The organism is Streptomyces sp. NPDC021224, assembly GCF_044332905.1.
Taxonomy (GTDB): Bacteria; Actinomycetota; Actinomycetes; order Streptomycetales; family Streptomycetaceae; genus Actinacidiphila.
The window spans coordinates 93,314-106,749 of record NZ_JBIRPW010000015.1; the positions used below are offsets into that span (position 1 = coordinate 93,314).

14 protein-coding genes are annotated in these 13,436 nt (G+C 77.0%); 1 reads left to right on the plus strand and 13 read right to left on the minus strand.

What is annotated here, in order from left to right:
• Positions 1-41: 41 nt before the first annotated feature.
• On the plus strand, positions 42-1,511 hold the full coding sequence (locus ACH4PY_RS29075; protein ID WP_398189300.1) for a serine hydrolase domain-containing protein: 1,470 nt from the start codon (positions 42-44) through the stop codon (positions 1,509-1,511).
• Positions 1,512-1,545: 34 nt separating this feature from the next.
• Here ACH4PY_RS29075 and ACH4PY_RS29080 read toward each other — a convergent pair whose 3' ends face one another.
• The 13 genes from ACH4PY_RS29080 to ACH4PY_RS29140 all read right to left on the minus strand — a co-directional run bounded on the left by ACH4PY_RS29080 (position 1,546) and on the right by ACH4PY_RS29140 (position 13,394).
• Positions 1,546-1,914, minus strand: coding sequence for a VOC family protein (locus ACH4PY_RS29080; RefSeq protein ID WP_398189303.1), 369 nt, complete (start codon positions 1,912-1,914; stop codon positions 1,546-1,548).
• 105 nt (positions 1,915-2,019) lie between these two features.
• Entirely contained in the window at positions 2,020-3,036 is a 1,017-nt protein-coding gene (locus ACH4PY_RS29085; protein ID WP_398189306.1) for a RimK family alpha-L-glutamate ligase, read from the minus strand.
• Positions 3,037-3,089: 53 nt separating this feature from the next.
• Positions 3,090-4,430 (minus strand): MFS transporter, encoded by a 1,341-nt coding sequence (locus ACH4PY_RS29090; RefSeq protein ID WP_398189308.1) that lies wholly within the window; start codon positions 4,428-4,430, stop codon positions 3,090-3,092.
• Complete coding sequence (locus ACH4PY_RS29095) at positions 4,427-4,870, minus strand: pyridoxamine 5'-phosphate oxidase family protein (protein ID WP_398189311.1); 444 nt, start codon at positions 4,868-4,870, stop codon at positions 4,427-4,429. Before ACH4PY_RS29095 ends, ACH4PY_RS29090 begins: the two co-directional genes overlap by 4 nt.
• On the minus strand, positions 4,870-5,604 hold the full coding sequence (locus tag ACH4PY_RS29100; RefSeq protein WP_398189315.1) for a methyltransferase domain-containing protein: 735 nt from the start codon (positions 5,602-5,604) through the stop codon (positions 4,870-4,872). Before ACH4PY_RS29100 ends, ACH4PY_RS29095 begins: the two co-directional genes overlap by 1 nt.
• Positions 5,605-5,679: 75 nt before the next feature.
• Positions 5,680-6,732, minus strand: a complete 1,053-nt coding sequence (locus ACH4PY_RS29105; protein WP_398189318.1) for a methyltransferase — start codon at positions 6,730-6,732, stop codon at positions 5,680-5,682.
• Positions 6,722-7,705, minus strand: a complete 984-nt coding sequence (locus ACH4PY_RS29110; RefSeq protein WP_398189321.1) for a RimK family alpha-L-glutamate ligase — start codon at positions 7,703-7,705, stop codon at positions 6,722-6,724. Before ACH4PY_RS29110 ends, ACH4PY_RS29105 begins: the two co-directional genes overlap by 11 nt.
• The gene (locus tag ACH4PY_RS29115) at positions 7,705-8,913 is read right to left on the minus strand and encodes an NAD(P)/FAD-dependent oxidoreductase (RefSeq protein ID WP_398189323.1); all 1,209 of its coding nucleotides are present in this window, start codon (positions 8,911-8,913) and stop codon (positions 7,705-7,707) included. Before ACH4PY_RS29115 ends, ACH4PY_RS29110 begins: the two co-directional genes overlap by 1 nt.
• A 113-nt stretch (positions 8,914-9,026) precedes the next feature.
• Positions 9,027-9,650, minus strand: coding sequence for an NADPH-dependent FMN reductase (locus ACH4PY_RS29120; RefSeq protein ID WP_398189326.1), 624 nt, complete (start codon positions 9,648-9,650; stop codon positions 9,027-9,029).
• The gene (locus ACH4PY_RS29125) at positions 9,643-10,632 is read right to left on the minus strand and encodes a RimK family alpha-L-glutamate ligase (protein WP_398189329.1); all 990 of its coding nucleotides are present in this window, start codon (positions 10,630-10,632) and stop codon (positions 9,643-9,645) included. The genes ACH4PY_RS29120 and ACH4PY_RS29125 overlap by 8 nt, the downstream gene beginning before the upstream one ends.
• Positions 10,626-11,297 carry a VOC family protein gene (locus ACH4PY_RS29130; RefSeq protein WP_398189331.1) on the minus strand — a complete coding sequence of 224 codons (672 nt, stop codon included), beginning with the start codon at positions 11,295-11,297 and terminating at the stop codon, positions 10,626-10,628. Before ACH4PY_RS29130 ends, ACH4PY_RS29125 begins: the two co-directional genes overlap by 7 nt.
• Positions 11,279-12,391, minus strand: a complete 1,113-nt coding sequence (locus ACH4PY_RS29135; protein WP_398189334.1) for an NAD(P)/FAD-dependent oxidoreductase — start codon at positions 12,389-12,391, stop codon at positions 11,279-11,281. Before ACH4PY_RS29135 ends, ACH4PY_RS29130 begins: the two co-directional genes overlap by 19 nt.
• Positions 12,375-13,394, minus strand: coding sequence for a hypothetical protein (locus tag ACH4PY_RS29140; RefSeq protein ID WP_398189337.1), 1,020 nt, complete (start codon positions 13,392-13,394; stop codon positions 12,375-12,377). The genes ACH4PY_RS29135 and ACH4PY_RS29140 overlap by 17 nt, the downstream gene beginning before the upstream one ends.
• Between the last annotated feature and the right edge of the window lie 42 nt (positions 13,395-13,436).

Sequence of the window (13,436 nt, forward strand, 5' to 3'; positions counted from 1 at the left end):
GCGGGTGGACTGGCAGCGATCAGCCCACCCTGGAGGAGCCCATGAACACCCACGCCGGACGCCCGCTGCCCCGCAGCACCCCGGCCGCCGAGGGGGTGGACGCGCGCGGCGTGGAGGACTTCCTCGACGCGCTGGAGGCCGCGCCCGGCATCGACCCGCACGGCGTCATGCTGCTGCGGCACGGGCGGCTGGTCGCCGAGGGCTGGTGGGCGCCGCGCACCGCGGACCGGCCGCAGCTGCTGTACTCCCTGAGCAAGAGCTTCACCTCGGCCGCCGCGGGACTGGCCGTCGCCGACGGCCTGCTCGACCTGGACGCGCCGGTGGTCTCCTACTTCCCGGAGTTCGCGGCGGAGATCACCGATCCGCGCAGCCGGTCGATGCTGGTGCGGCACATCGCGTCCATGGCCAGCGGGCACACGTCCGAGACCTGGGAGCGCGTGTCCCGGGCCGACCGGGCCGAGCCCGTCCGCGGGTTCCTGTCCCTCCCGCCGGACCGCGAGCCCGGCACGGTCTTCGCCTACAACCAGTCCTGCACGTACACCCTGGGCGCCATCGTGCAGCGCGTGACGGGCCGGACCCTGACGGCCTTTCTGCGCGAGCGGCTGTTCGACCCGCTGGGCATCGCCGAGACGGTCTGGGAGCAGTTCCCGGCCGGGCGCGACCTGGGCTTCAGCGGGATGTACGCCACGACCGACGCGGTCGCCCGACTCGGGCAGCTGCACCTGCAGGGCGGGGTCTGGGAGGGCAGGCAGCTGCTGCCCGCCGCGTGGGTCGCCGAGGCCACCCGCGCGCACGTGCCCAACGGCGACGGGACGGCCGAGGGAGCCGCCACCTCCGACTGGCAGCAGGGCTACGGCTTCCAGTTCTGGATGTCCCGGCACGGCTACCGGGGCGACGGTGCCTACGGCCAGTACTGCGTGGTGCTGCCGGAGCACGACGCGGTGCTCGCCGTGACCTCGCAGACCCAGGACATGCAGGAGGTGCTGGACGCGGCGTGGCGGCACCTGCTGCCCGCCTTCGGCGACGCCCCGCTGCCCGGCCGCGCGGCGGACGACGCGTCGCTGCACGAGCGCCTGGCCCAACTCGCGCTGCCCGCGGTGCCGGGCGCCGCCGCACCCCCGGCCGGGGCGGGGGAGTGGGACGGAGCGCGGTTCGCACCGGAGGGCGGCACATGCGCGCAGCAGCCGACGCTGACCGGGCTGACGCTGCGGCGCGGCAGCGCGGACGCCGAGTGGGTGCTCATCCTCGCCGAGGGAGAGCAGAGCTTCGCCCTCGGCTTCGCCCCCGGCGGCTGGACCACGACCGAGGGCGGCCCCGGCACCCCGCCGTGCGCGGTCGGCGCCGCCTGGGCGGACGGCGACACGCTCACGGCCGCCCTCCACTTCCTGGAGGCCCCGCACAGCCTGGACCTGCGGTGCGACCTGTCCACCGGCACCTTCACCGCGGCCTGGCGGACCCGGCCGCTGCACCCGCGCCCGCTGCTGCACCGCATGCACGGGCCGCGCCGCTGACACCCGCCCGGCGCGCCGCCGCGCCGCCGCGCCGTCAGCGTCCGGGGACGGGCTGGGTGAGGTTCACCGCGTTGCCGTCGGGGTCCGTGACGTGGGCGACGCGCTGCCCCCACGGCATGTCGTTGGGGCCGCCGCTCACCGCGCCGCCCAGCGCGGCCACCCGGCCGAGCGTCGCCTCGATGTCCTCGACGGCGATGCTGAGCACGACCCGGGGCGGCGCCTGCGTCGGCGCGTCCGGCCTGGTCACCAGCCCGAGGTCGGAGTCGCCAATGCGCAGGCCGACGTAGAAGGCCGGGCCCTGCGCCGGCTCCCGGAAGAACTCCTCGGCGCCGAACAGCTCGGTGTAGAAGCCGAGCAGGACGTCGAGGTCGGTGGTGACGATCACCGGCTGGATCGTGGACATGGCACTCCTGTCGCGAACGGTCGTCTCAGGGGACAGACCGTCCGGGGACGCCCAACTCATCGGCGGGACCGGACCCGTACCACGGTCCGCCGCGCCGCGCCGCGGTCAGCGCGGGGGAACGGGCAGCGGCGGGGGTCCGGTGGGCACCGGGCCGGGCTGCCAGGTCCAGCGGCGGGGCGGGGCGGAGGGCGAGCGGAAGCGGTCGAAGTGGCGGCGGTAGGCGCCGAAGCGCGCGGCGGTCAGCTCGGCCCCGCCGACCGACGTCCCGCCGTCCACCTCGATCTCGGAGAACCAGAAGTCGCCGCCGGCCTCCAGGAAGTCCACGCACACGTACGGCAGGCCGATCGCCCGGGCCACCGCGCGGGCCGGGCCGAGCAGCGCCGCGGGCGGTTCGGCGAGGGCGGCGCTGCCGCCCTGGGTGACGTTGCCCGCGGCGGCGCCCGCCGCCAGGCGGCGCACCGAGCTGCGGGCGGGCTCGCCGTCGAAGCAGTAGACGCGGTGGTCCCGGGTGTCGGGGCCGAGCCAGGGCTGCACCACCATCGTCCGCTCGGATGCGCTCGCCAGGACCAGCACCTCGTGCAGCCGGCGGGGGCCGTCCGCCACGAAGACGGCGTTGCCGCCGCCCCAGTCGGAGGGCTTGACCACGGCCGGGTAGCCGATGCCCAGCGCCTGGAGGTCGTACTGGCCCGGGTAGTAGGCGCGCGTCGGCAGGCGCAGCGTCGGCAGCGGCCGGACGCCGGGGCCGAAGTCCTGGAGTCCCGCGAGGAGTTTGTCGTTGTTGACCATGCTGTGCAGAGCCGGGACCGTGACGCAGAACCCGGCCTCCTCCAGCACCGCGTACGTCGTCAGATGCCGCCAGACGTCCACGGCGTTCGCGGGCCACGACATCAGCTTGGTGTGGAAGAAGACCTCGTGCGGCGAGACCGGTGTGCCGTGCACCCGCACCGACGGCTCACCGCCGTCGCAGGCCACCACGATGTCGTCGACCGTGGCGGACCGCAGGTCCATGCCGTGCCGCCCGGCGGCGGCCGCGCAGCGGCGCAGGATCCGGTCGCCGTGCGGGTCGGGCGCTCCCGCGGCGCGCTCCGAGCGAATCCAGTAGAGGGCGATCGGGCTGTCCATCGCGTCCGTCCTTTCCGGGGCGCACCGGCCCGCGGGTGAGGTCTGCCGGGGCGTCATACGGGCCCGTCCTGCCCGGTGGTGACCCGGCCGTAGCGCGCGGCGGCGTCGTCCGGCCCGCCCACCCGGGCGAACCCCGGGGGCAGCAGCAGGGCGGCCCCGGTCCACAGCGCCCCGCCCAGCGCGAGGACCGCGGCGAGCCCCGTCCGGCTGCCCCACAGCGCGGTGCCGGCCGTCGCCAGCCCGCCGCCGAGCAGTCCGGCCAGCGGAACCGCCGAGGAGGTGAGGGTCCGCACCGTGGCGGAGACCCGGCCGAGCACGGGCGGGTCGGTGAGGTACTGGCGCAGGCTGATGCTGGTGACGTTCCACACCGGGATGAAGAACGAGGACGCCGCGATGATCGCGGCCATCGCCGGGAGCGGCGCACCGAGCAGCGCCAGCGGCGTGAGCAGCCACGGCGCCCCCTTGCACACCCCGGCCAGCAGCAGGGTGCGGCCCACGCCCAGCCGCTCGGCCAGCGCCCGGCACACGGTGGCGCCCGCGAGCGCGGCGACGCTGCCCGCGGCCAGCACCAGGCCCACCGTCACCGGGCGCAGGCCCAGGCCCCGGTAGGCGAACAGCAGGAACAGCTCCAGGGCCAGGCCGCGGCCGATGTTGGCCACCGCCGTGGCCGCGGTGAGCCGGCGCAGCAGCGGGTGTCGCCGGACCAGGACCAGGCCCTCCCGCACGTCGGGCAGCAGATTGCGGCGCCGCCGCGCGGGGACCGCCTCCTCGGTACGGATCAGGGCCAGGCTGAGCACCGACAGCCCGTACGAGGCGGCGTCGACGACCATGGCGCACGCCGAGCCCAGCGCCCCGATCAGCACGCCCGCCAGGGAGGGCCCGGCCACCTGGGCGGAGGAGTTGCTGATCTCCATCAGCGCGTTGCCGCCCGCGATGTCGGCCTTCGGCGTCACGCTCGGCAGGTACGCCTGGTAGGCGGCCGAGAAGAAGCAGGTGGCCGTGCCGGACACCAGGCTGGAGGCGAAGAGCAGCGGCACGCTGAGGGTGCCCGTCGCCGCGGCGACGGGCACGGCGCCGACCGCGGCCAGCCGCACCGCGTCGGCCCCCATGAGCACCCGCCGCCGCGACCGCCGGTCCACCCACGCCCCGGCGAACAGCCCGGCCACCGGGTAGGCGATGTACCCCACCACCGACAGCAGCCCGAAGGTCCACGCGGACACGTGCAGCGCGACGACCGCGATGGTGGGCAGCGCGATCAGGCTGACCTGGTCGCCGAAGCTGCTGATCGACTGCCCGGCCCAGAACCGCCGGAAGTCCGGGTTGCGCCGGATCAGCCAGTCGCGCGTCCCCGGCCCGGCCTTCTTCGCGGGCGGGGTGCCGCTGACCGCCGTCATACGCCGCCCCGTCCCGCCGCGGACAGGGCGCCCGGACCGCGCCACAGCCGCTGCGGCCGCACCGCGATCCGGGCCGGGGACAGGTCGTCGAACTCCTCGGCGGTCATGCCGCGCCGCGCGATCCACCCGGCGTACTTGTCGGCGTAGCCCGGCTCCGCGCTCGGCCGCGCCGGGCCGCCCACCCGCGCGGTGCCGCTCACGACCAGCACCCCGCCGCCCGCCGGCGAGCAGTTGAGATGGAAGGCGACGCCCGGACGGCGGCCGATGTTGGCGACCTTGCGGGCGGTGGGCGAGCTGAAGACCACGAGCGTCCCGTCGGCGGCGACCACGAACCAGACCGGCGTCGGCGAGGGCAGCCCGGCGTCCGTCACCGTGGTCAGCCAGCCGACCCGGTCGTCCGCCGCCCGCCGCAGTGCCTCCGCCATGACGGCGGGCGGCATCAGGCCCGCTCGTAGACGGAGATGTGGCGGCGGCTGCCGTCGTGGAAGGGCTCGCCGGTCCAGCCCGCGTACCGGGTCCGCAGCCGCAGCCCCGCGAGCCGGGCCATCAGGTCCAGTTCGGACGGCCACACGTAGCGGAAGGACAGCGGCTGGAGCCGGATGCCGCTGTCGTCGATGATCAGCTGCTGGCGGTCGATGCGCTGGTTGACGGGGTCGCGCAGGGTCAGGTCGAGCGCGACCGAACCGGCCGTCATCCGGGCCGGTTCCACCGAGCGGGCCTTCGCGAGCGTGCCGACGCTGGGCACGGAGCCCTCGACGACGAAGGTCCCGTCGGCGGACAGGCGCCGGGCGACGTTCTCGCAGCAGCGGACCTGGTCGTCCTGGGAGAGCAGCATCCAGAAGGTGTTGAAGGTGACGAACACCAGCCCGTACTCGCCCTCGACGGCCACGTCGGCGAAGTCCCCCAGCGAGGTGGTCACCAGTTCGGCGCCGGGTTTCGCGCGCAGCCGGTCGATCATGGCGCGCGACGACTCGATGCCGTGCACCGGCAGCCCGGAGGCCGCCAGCGGCAGCGCGAACCGGCCGGTCCCGACGCCCAGTTCGAGGGCCGGGCCGCTGCCGGCGAGCTTGCCGAGCAGCGTGACCGCGTCGTCCACCTCGTCGGTGACGGGGTGCCAGTCGTCGTACAGGTCGGCGAAGCGCTCGCCGTAGGTCGCCGCGTCGTAGTCCCGCATGGCTGTCCTCTCAGGGGGTGTCGCGTGCAGCGTGGTCGGCGCACCGTGTCCGGTGCGCCGTCGGCCGGTCCGGGCTCAGCCGGGCGCGGCCACCAGCAGGGTCAGGTTGGTGCCGTCCAGCGGGCGGCGGGCGAGCAGCGGCAGTCCGGCGGTGCGCAGCAGCGCCGCGTACGCCGCCGCGCTGCGGTCCCGCCCGCCGGAGACGAGCCGGAAGTGCAGGTCGAACATGGGGTTGGGCGGCAGCCGCGGGTCGTCGGTGAGCCGGGCGGCGATCAGCAGCCGGGCGCCGTGGCCCATCGCGGCCCGGCAGTTGCGCAGGATGCGCAGGGCCTCGGCGTCCGCCCAGTCGCACAGCACCCGGCACAGCAGGTAGACGTTGCCGCCCGCGGGCACCCCGGACAGGAAGCTGCCCGGCCGCACCGTGCAGCGCTCCAGCACACCCGCCGCGCGCAGCCGCGCCGCCGCCTCCGCCACCACGGGGGAGTTGTCGTACAGGACGCCGGTCAGGGCCGGGTGCGCGCGCAGCACCGCGGTGAGCACCGCGCCCGTGCCGCCGCCGACGTCCACGACCGTGCCGGGCCCGCGCGCCGGGAACTCCCCGCTGCCGGCTATCGCGTCCGCGCCCGCCGCGGACGACGCCACCATGGCCTCGTCGAAGGAGCGGGCCTTGTGCGGGTGCCGCGCCAGATGGGCCCAGAACGGCTGCCCGTAGGCGTGCTCGAAGCCGGAGCGCCCGGAGCGCAGCGCCGCCAGGCTCTCGCCCCAGGCGCGGTACTGCTCCTCGGCCACGTGCACCGCCCAGCCGCGCGGGCCGCTGTCCGTGCCGTCGCGCAGCCGGGCGCCCAGCGGCGTCAGCCGGTAGGCGGTGCCCAGAGGTTCGGACGGCGCCGCGGAGCCGGGGGCGGAGGGGGCCAGGAGGTCCTCGTCGGCCAGCACGCGCAGCAGGTCGGCGAGCGTCTCCGGGTCCGCCCCCGCCCGGCGGGCCAGGTCGGCGGCGGTGCGCGGCCCGTCGGCCAGCGCGTCGGCGATGCCGAGCCGCACCATCAGATGGATGAGCTGCGTCTGCCGGTAGCCGTAGAGCCGGGCGTGCAGCACCCGGTCCAGCGCGGCGTCCTGCTCAGACGGCACGGGCGGCCTCCTTCGGCTCCCGGCGGCCCAGCCACCTGCCGAAGTCCGCGCGGTAGGCGGCGAACCGGGCGCGCAGGATCTCCTCGGCCCCCGCCAGCCGCAGGGTCGAGGGCGACACGCAGGCGTCCGTCTCCACCTCCGACAGGTAGTACCGGCCGCGGTGCCGCAGGAAGTCCACCGCCAGCCACGGCACGTCGAGCCGCCGCGCGACCGCCCGGGCCCGGTCGCACAGCTCCACCGGCACCGCGGTGATCTCCGCGCGGCCCCCGGAGGTCACGTTGGCCGCCGCGCCGCCCCGGGCCGGGGTGCGGCGCAGTGCTCCCACCGGGCCGCGGTCCACGCAGTAGACGCGGACGTCGGCGAAGTCCTCGGCCGCGCCCAGGTCCGGCTGCACCACCATGGTCAGTTCGGCGGCTGCGGCCAGCCGCAGCGCCTGGAGCAGCTGCGTCTCGTCGGCGGCCCGCGCCAGCCCCATGCCCGCCCCCCAGCTCGCGGGCTTGACCACCACCGGATAGGCGATGCCCGCCTGCGCGAGCCCTGTCCGCAGGCCGGTGAAGTCCCGGGTCGGCACGGTGAGGGTGGGCAGCCAGCCGCCGTCCGTGCCGGCGAGATGGGTGAACGTGAGCCCCTTGTCGTTGGCGATCAGGTTGAGCGGCTGGGGGATGAGCGTGCAGTGCCCCGACCGGGCCAGCACCTCGAACAGCGCCAGGTGGCGCCAGGTGTCCGCGACGAACGCGGGCCAGGTGTACAGCTTGTTGTGGAAGACCGAGCGCGCCGGGTCCACCTCCTGGCCGCGCACCAGGACCCGGGTGCCGCCCGGCGTCGTCACGACGTCCACGTCGTCGACCGTGACGACGTCCAGCACCATCCCGGCGGCCTCGGCGGCCGCCGCGTAGCCCGTCCACACCGTCAGGTCGTCGTGCAGCGTGGCCAGACGGCCCCGCTCGGGCCAGAAGTAGTACAGAGTCAGCATCACAGTCCCTTCCGCGGCGTGCCCGCCGCCTGTCCGGCGACGGGCGCCAGGTCCATCTGGGCCCGCACCGCCGCGAGCGCCGCCGCCGGGTCGGCGGCCAGCGCCCGCGCGCGGGCCAGCTGCTCGGCGGGCACGTCCGGGCCGCCCACCGCCCGGACCGTGCGCTGCCACCCGGCGTCGAGCAGCGCGTCCCGGCGGGCGGTCAGGCCCGTGTGCAGCCCCGGGACCGCCGCGCCGCCCGCAGCGGCGACCCGGTCGCGCAGCAGCGTCACGGCCGTCAGCGCGCCCCGCGTGCCGAGCGCCGTCAGCGGGTCCAGGAAGTAGCCGCTGTCACCGACCAGGCACCATCCCGGGCCCGCCATCGGGCGGCGCAGCAGCCGCAGCTTCCCGGCGCCGCCCACCCGGGAGAGCGGCTCCGCCGCCGACACCGCCGGTCCCACCAGCGGATCGCGCCGCACGACCTCGGCGAAAGTGCGCACCGCGGCGGCCCCCGACCGCTCGATCAGCTCCCGGTGCAGGCTGGCCGACACGCACCAGGAGTCCGGCCCGCAGGGGACGACGACCACCATCGCGCCGGGCTGCCGCGAGTAGTAGCCGCGCCCGGCGTCCAGCTCCAGCGGCCCGCAGTAGTGGAGCAGCGACGTCCACGGCGACGGCACGGTGGCGTAGGGGGCGGCGCCGAGGCGGTCGGCGTTGCGGGAGACCCGCCCGTCGGCCAGCACCACCAGGTCGCAGAGCGCCTGACGCGCCGTCCGCCCGTCCCGGTACTCGACCCCGGCGACCCGGCCGCCCTCGTACAGCAGGCCGGTGACCGTGGCGGGCCGGCGCAGCTCGACGTTGCCGCGGCCGAGCGCGGCCGACAGCAGCGCCGGGTCCAGCACCTCGCGGGCCACGCTCATCCGGTAGCAGTGCTCGTCCTCGCGCGGGTAGCGGTACTCGACCTCCGTCCCCAGCGTGCGGAAGACGTGCCCGGTGAGCTTCGGGGCGCCGCAGCCGAGCACCGTGTCCAGCAGCCCCAGCTCCTGCCACAGCAGCGTGCACGAGCGGTCCCAGCTCGCGGCCTGCGGCCAGAAGGCGCCGGGCGCGGCCCGCTCCAGCACCAGCACGTCGCGGACGTACGGCGCCAGCGCCCACGCCGCGGCCGCCCCCGCGATCCGGCCGCCCACGACGACGACGTCGAACCGCTCCCTTCCGCGGGCGGCGGACACCGGGGCGGACCGCGCACCCCTTGCCCGCAGGCCCGCTGACCCGCGCGCCCCGGCGGCGGGCGGACCTTCGCCCCGCGGGCCGCCCACGGCCGGGCCCCCACTCCGCGCGGCACTCACGGCCGTACCTTCGCCCGGCGGGCCGCGACGGCACGGCACGCCGTCAGCAGCGGCCGTACCGCGCCCTGGATCAGGCCGGTGCTGTGCGCGTCGGTGAACTCGCCCGACGTGTCCAGCCGCTGGCCGGCGCGGTCCAGGGCCACGGCGGGCGCCGCGAGCCGGGCGCCGCAGCGGGAGAGCACACCGCGCAGCCGCGCCTGGGCGTTCGCACCGCCGCCCGAGCCGGGGGAGGCGCTGATCGTCGCCACGGGCAGCCCCAGCAGCGGCCCCGTCGCCAGGTCGCGGGAGAGCCAGTCGAGCGCGTTGAGCAGCAGGCCGGGCGGGTTGCCGTTGTACTCCGGGGTGGCGACCAGCAGGCCGTCGGCCGCCCGCAGCGCCGCCGTCACCCGGGCGACCTCGTGGACCGTGCCGGGCCCGGCGGCATCCTGCCGGGCGACGGCGTCGGCGAGGTCGGCGTCGAAGAACGGCAGCCGGTCGATCAGCAGCGGCTCGATCCGCGCGGTGCCGTCCGCGGCGGTCAGCAGCCGGGAGGCGGCGCGCAGCGCCGCGGCGTTGAGGGAGCCGGCCCGGACGCTGCCCGACAGCACCAGCAGCCGCACCCCCGGGGCCCGTTCAGACATAGCGCCACCGCCCGCTCGTCCCGGGGTCGGCCAGGAAGCGTTCGAAGCGCGTCCGGTAGGCGCCGAAGCGGGCCCGGGTCAGCTCGGGCCCGCCGGTGCCGGTGCCGCCGTCCAGTTCGAGTTCGGAGAACCAGTACCGCCCGCCCACGGTGAGGAAGTCCGCGCACACGTACGGCAGTCCGACCGCTCGGGCGATCCGCCGGGCCGGGCCGTCCAGGGCCTCCGGCACGTCCGTCATCTCCCCGCGGCCGCCCTGGGCCACGTTCCCCGCCGCGCCCGGCGCGACGGCGGTACGTGACAGGGCCGCGTACGGCTCGCCGTCCACGCAGTACACCCGTACGTCCACCACGCCGGGCCCCAGCCACGGCTGGAGCACCACGGTCAGCTCGCCCGCACCGGCCAGCTGCAGCACGGCGGCCAGCTCCGCGCGGCCGTGCACCACGAACACCGCCATCCCGCCGCCCCAGCTCGACGGCTTGACGACCAGCGGGAAGTCCAGGCCCCACACCGCGGGATCCAGGCCGCGGGCGTCGATGCCGCGGGTGCACAGCCGCACCGTCGGCACGGCCGGGACCCCGCAGCCGCGCCGGCCCAGCACCGACAGCAGCTTGTCGTTGCCGAGGATGCTGTGCAGCGCGGGCACGGTGACGCAGAAGCCCGCGGCCTCCAGCACCTCGTACGTCGTCAGGTGCCGCCAGGCGTCCGTCTCGTACGCGGGCCAGCTGACGAACTTGGTGTGGAAGAAGGCCGACCGCGGGCTGATCCGGCGGCCCTCGACGACCACCGCGCGGTCGCCGCCGCGCTGCGCCACGACCACGTCGTCGACACTCACCACGCGCAGCTCCATGCCCACCGCCGCGCACGCGTCCCGGCAGCGGCCCAGCACCTGCCGCTCGTAGACGTCCGTGTGCGGATACGGGTCGCGGTACGACTGGATCCAGTACAGCGTCACGCCGGACGGGGCGGGGGCGGGGCTCAGCACGGCAGTTCCAGGTCGGCGTCGCCCTGCGAGGTGGCCACGCGCACCGCCAGCACGCCCTCCCGGCCCGCCTGCCGCCACTCCACCGGCAGCGGCGCGCCGCCGCACCAGGCGCTCAGCCCCGGATCCGCCGGTCCGCAGACGGTCAGGGCGCGGTAGTGCAGCGGGGTGACCCGGTGCGCGGCCCGGACCAGGTCGCCGGGCACCCGCTCGCGGCGGCCCGGCCAGTTGCCGTACCGCAGGAAGAACGGGCGGGACGGGCGCTGCCCGGCGAGCGCGAACGCGGCCTCCGCCCACGGGAAACGGCGGCCGTCGGCACGTACCGACTCGCCCTGGAGCAGTTCCGCGTCGGCGCCGGTCAGCTCGGCGACCCGCGCCGCGTCCTTCTCGATCTCCTCCGCGTGCACCGCCCAGCCCAGGAACGCCGGGCCCTCCGCGGTGGCCTCCAGGAACCTCCGGCCGAAGGCGTCCTGGCCGAGCCGGGCGGTGTCGCCGGGCACCAGCACCTCCAGGTACTGCACGTGCGGGGTGTCGAAGGGCACCAGCCAGCCCTGGGTGCCGTCCTCGTGCGCCGAGCCCTCGACCAGGCCGAAGCCGTGGACGTCCCAGAGCAGTTCGCGGATGTCGGTGAGCCGCCGCGAGCCGACGATCACATGGTCGATGCGCATGACTTCCCCTCGGTCGGGCAGAACGCCTCCGGCAGCGCGTCCCAGTTCCTGTGCAGAAGGCCCGCCACCGCACCGCGGGCCGTGTGCCGCGCGGTGAGCAGGCCGTGACCGGCGTGCCCGGAGGCCACATACGTACGGCGGCTGCCCGGGAGCAGGCCGACGACCGGACGGCCCGTCCCCGACACCGGGCGCAGCCCGGCGCGGGTCTCCCGCAGCGTCGCCGCCCCCAGCGCGGGCAGGGTGCGCACCGCGAACGCCAGCACCTGCGCGATCCCGGCGGCCGTGCACGACAGCGCGAACCCGGCGTCCTCCTCGGTGGCGCCCGCCACCGCGCCGCCGCCGGGCAGCGGGGCCAGGTACATCCGGGAGGAGACGATGCAGCGCAGCGGCTCCGGGCCGTCCAGCACGGCGAGCTGGCCGCGCTGCGGGCGGATCGGGGCCCGGCCGCCGCTGAGCCGCCCGGTCCAGGCACCGGCCGCGAGCACCACCCGGTCCGCCTCGGCCCGCCGCCCGTCGGCGCACCGGACGGTCACCGGACCGGCCGCCGCCCCCGTACCCGCCTCGGCGACCTCGGTGACCTCGGCCCCCTGCCACCACCGTGCCCCGGCCCGTAGCGCCTCCGCGCAGACGGCCCGCAGATAGCCGGGGCCGTCCACCATCAGGCCCTCGGTCCGTACGGCCCGCCGGTCCGCGGGCAGCCGCGCGCCGGGGAGCAGCCCGGCCGCCTCCTCGTCCGTGACGGGCGTGCCGAGCGGCCGGTTCGCGCCGTGGGCCGCGTACGCGTCCAGATCCTGCGGGCGCAGCAGCCGCAGCAGCGGCCGGGCCACCGCGAACGGGGCGTGCCCGGCCTCGCCCAGCCGCCGCGCGTCGGCACGCAGCGTCTCGTCCGCAGCCGACAGCCAGCCGTAGAACGCGGGGTCGGCCGCGTACCGCAGCGGCGGCACCGCGACACCAGCGGCGCGCGCGGTGGCATGGCCGGGGGCGGGACCCGCGTCCAGCACCAGCACGCCCGCACCGCCCGCCGCCAGTTCCTCGGCCAGGCAGGCACCGACCAGGCCGCCGCCGACCACGAGCACGTCATACCTCTCGGACACCGATGTCGCCCTTCTCTCCGCCGACCAGGCACGCCGCAGGGGGGAGCAGCAGCGCGGGGGTGTGCACGCGGTCGCCCGCGCAGATCTCGGCCGCCCGGCCGTGCACGCCCCCGGCCGAGCGCAGCAGCGTCAGCGGGCGGCCGGTCAGCTCGACCCGGAACCACCCCGGGGCCCCGGGCAGCACGGCGAGGCAGACCAGCCGCATCCGGCCGTCGGGGAAGTAGCGGCGCAGCCCTTCCACGCACCACAGCAGGTCGATCCGGTCCGCCACCGCGTCCGCGGGAGCGGGCGGGCCGCCGAACACCAGCCGGCACCGCCGGTCCGCGACCAGCCGGGCCCGCTCGTGGTCCCATCGCGCCCGGCCGGGGACCAGCCCGCTGCCCGGATCGCGCGGCGGGATCGCCACCCGCCCGCCGTCCAGCAGCCGCAGCGGCCCCGCGGGCTGTCCCGCGTCGTCCGCCGCGCCGGCGGGCAGCCCCGGCACCTCGTCGACCAGGCCGAACCCGGGCAGCAGCCGCCGCCCGTCCAGCCGGACCGCACGCGGGGACGCCAGAGCCATCCGGGCCCCGGCGACCACGGCCGCCGCCACCTGCGGCGCCAGCAGCAGCGGCCGCTCCCGCCAGTCCGGAGCCGGTGCCACCGGCTGCGGCGCCGCGGCGAAATCCACCCGGGCCGCGCGCAGTTGCGCCGCGCACGCGTCCCCGGCGGCGGGCCCCGCCGCGCCCAGCAGCAGCGGCCCCGCCGGGCTCTCGGCCCGTACCAGCAGCCACCCGGAGCCGGGCCCGGGTCCGGTCCCGGCCTCCGCCGCGGCACGGGCCGACTGGAGGACCACCCGGCCCTCCCCGCCGCACACACCCGCCGCATGGTCGAACGCCGCCAACTCGGCCTGCACGGCGGGGACGACCCGGCTCCAGTCCGGCCACCCGCGCCCTCCCGGCAGCACCCGGGCGGACCCGACGACCCGCCCGCCCCGGCGCGTCAGCCGCACCACCTCGGACGTCACCCGCGGATACCACCCGGCTGGCCCGCGCGTCGCCGTCACCGA